Here is a 2,548-nt window from a genome sequence, read left to right as displayed (position 1 = left end):
GCTGCTGCTGGGCCGGGAGCTGGAGGACCCCGACGGCCTGCCCCACCCCATGGCCGGCCTGCTCCCCTTCCGCGCCCGCCGGGGGCCCCTCAGCCTCGGCTACCGCCAGGCGGTGCCGGAGGCCGACGGGCTGCTGGTGCGCCGCGGGGAAACCCTCTGCGGCCATGAGTTCCACCGCTGGCAGCTGCTGCCCCAGCCACCCGGCGCCGAAGTGTTGGCAGAGGCCCAGGGCCTGTGGCAACTTGAAGGCTGGGGATCACCCGGGAGGATCGAAGGATGGAGCGCTCCGACCATTCACGCCACCTGGCTGCACCTCCACTGGGCTGGATGCCCGGCGATTCCCTCGAGACTGGCCAGATCCGCCGCCAGCGCCGCGCCGCTGCCGAGGAACGCCGTTTCCTGCAACCCAGTCTCCGGGTGACGTCCACCTCCCATGAGCGCTGGCGCCTGAGCGTCCGCGGTCTGGTGCAGGGGGTGGGGTACCGGCTGGGCTGCCGCCAGAAGGCCATCGACCTCGGCCTCAGCGGCTGGGTGCGCAACCGCCCCGACGGTTCGGTGGAGGTGGAGGCCGAGGGGCAGCCCGACCGGCTGGTGGAGCTGCGGCTCTGGTGTGAGAAGGGGCCCCCGGGTGCCCAGGTGAGCGGCGTCTCCAGCGGCCAGGTGGCCGTGGCGGGCACCGACTGGTTCGAGATCCGCACCTGAACCCCCGCTGCACCGGACAAGCTGCACCGGACAAGCTGCGACGGACAATGGGGCGTCACGGATCGCAGCGATGCCGACCCCCAGCCTCTGGAGTGAACTGTTCGGGTTCGGCCTGGCAATCAGCTTCAGCCCCCTGCACATCGGCCTGCTGCTGCTGATCCTGCTGGGCCCCAGCCCGCTCCGGCGGGGCAGTTGGTTCGTGCTCGGCTGGCTGCTCACCTCCGCAGCGGCCATCGCCCTGCTGCTGAGCGTGGGCCACGGCTTGCTGCTCACGATGGAGCGGGGCACCGACCAGCGCACCGGCCTCGATCTGCTGGGGGCGGGCGGACTGCTGGCCCTGGGCCTCAACGGCCTGCTGAGCAGCCGCCAGGGGGGCGGCCCCCCCGGCTGGACCCGCCGTCTGGATGGCTTCTGCGCCCTGCCCCTGCCGCTCCTGCTCGGCCTCAGCGCTGCGGTGCAGGTCTCCAGCCCCGACGACCTCTTCCTCTATGCCCGCACCGCCGCCAGCCTGCTGGAGGCCGGGCTGAGCCGGCCCCGCGAGCTGCTGACCACGGCGGTCTTCAGCCTGTTCTCCGGCACCCTGCTGCTGCTGCCCCTGGCGGGGCTGGTGCTGGTGGGGCAGGAACGGCTGCTGCCGGTGCTCCAGGCGGGCAAGCTCTGGCTGTTCGACAACGCCGAGCTGATCGTGGCCGCCATCTGCTTCGGCCTGGCCGCCTACCTGGGCTGGCAGGGCATCGAGGGGTTGCGGGCGGGGTGAGGCTCAGGGGCCGTTCGGCGGCTCCTCGGCCTCCAGGATCCGGCCCAGATACTTGGGGTCGTGCAGGGTGCCGTGGCGGGAGAGGGGCAGCACCCGCTCCTTCGGCAGGCCAGGCAGGGGCTGGCGGGAGCGCAGCATCAGCCAGCGCCGCACCAGGACGACCAGACCCACCAGGGCCGCGGCGATCCCGAGGGCCCCCACGTCCGTGAGCAGCTCACCGCCGCCGGAGCCGCCGGAGGACGCGGCATCGACCGGCTGGCCTTCGGCGGCCGGGGTGGTGCCGATCAGCGTCAACGCTCCGGCCTGGGGCCGCACCATGGCGACGGGTGCGGATTGGGGAAGGGAGTCCAGCACCAATCGGTCGTCCACCACGCGTTGGTCGTGATGAGGGTAACGGGTCGATCCGGTTGTCGCACGTCCGATCCCCTGCCGCTTCAAGCGCCGGCGGCGTCGCGGTCGCCTTCCCGCAGCCAGCGGTCCCAGCGTTCCCGCTCGCCGGCCGCCGCGGCCCCCGCCATCAGGGTCACCGCCTGGCTGGCCCGGCTCACCGCCACGTAGACCAGCCGCTGGCGCAGCGGCTCATCCCGGGGCCAGAAGACGTCCTCGTCGATGAACACCTCGCCGAAGGTGCTGCCCTGGCTGCGGTGCACGGTGAGCACGGCCGCCGGCCCGAGGGAGGCGAAGGCGTCTCGCACCAGGAAGAAGCGCCGCCAGAGGGGCTTGCCGTCCTTCTGGCCCGCCTCCCGGGCCTGCAGCCGCAGCCGCTCCAGCACCCCGTCCAGGGCGGCCCGGGCGGCGCTGCCGATCGGCGGCAGCAGCCGCAGGTTGAGCTGGGACTCCCCCGCCTCCACGGTGGCGGTGAGGGTGTCGATCACCGAAGCCCCGAGGGAGCCGTCCACGCCGAACTCGGCCAGATCGCAGCGCTCGGGCCGCACGTCCCGCACCACCAGCTCCCGGTTGCTGCCCAGCAGCAGATCCGGCTCCTCGGCGGCGGCGTCCCCCTCCCGACAGGCCGGCGCCATCACGGCCGTGCGGGTGATCAGCACCTCGCCGGGCAGCACCGGCAGCTGGTCGGCCATGGCGCCGTGC

Annotated in this window: 5 protein-coding genes; 3 read left to right on the top strand and 2 right to left on the bottom strand. The window is 73.4% G+C overall.

What is annotated here, in order from left to right:
• The 3 genes from VB737_RS16240 to VB737_RS16230 form a co-directional block, all read left to right on the top strand.
• Nucleotides 1-421 (top strand): type 1 glutamine amidotransferase family protein (locus VB737_RS16240; protein ID WP_500314489.1); only part of this gene is annotated, 421 nt, incomplete at its 5' end.
• Nucleotides 418-702, top strand: coding sequence for an acylphosphatase (locus VB737_RS16235; protein WP_500314488.1), 285 nt, complete (start codon nt 418-420; stop codon nt 700-702). The genes VB737_RS16240 and VB737_RS16235, both read left to right, overlap by 4 nt.
• 70 nt (nt 703-772) lie before the next feature.
• The gene (locus VB737_RS16230; RefSeq protein WP_500314486.1) at nt 773-1,459 is read left to right on the top strand and encodes a GAP family protein; all 687 of its coding nucleotides are present in this window, start codon (nt 773-775) and stop codon (nt 1,457-1,459) included.
• 3 nt (nt 1,460-1,462) lie between these two features.
• Here the strand turns inward: VB737_RS16230 and VB737_RS16225 are convergent, their stop codons facing one another.
• On the bottom strand, nt 1,463-1,828 hold the full coding sequence (locus tag VB737_RS16225; protein WP_500314485.1) for a hypothetical protein: 366 nt from the start codon (nt 1,826-1,828) through the stop codon (nt 1,463-1,465).
• Between the two features lie 65 nt (nt 1,829-1,893).
• On the bottom strand, nt 1,894-2,548 hold a 655-nt coding region (locus VB737_RS16220; RefSeq protein WP_500314484.1), incomplete at its 5' end, for an ATP-binding domain-containing protein.

Source organism: Synechococcus sp. BA-120 BA3 (assembly GCF_034931285.1).
Lineage (GTDB): Bacteria > Cyanobacteriota > Cyanobacteriia > PCC-6307 > Cyanobiaceae > Cyanobium.
This window is presented reverse-complemented; position numbering and strand designations above follow the sequence as displayed.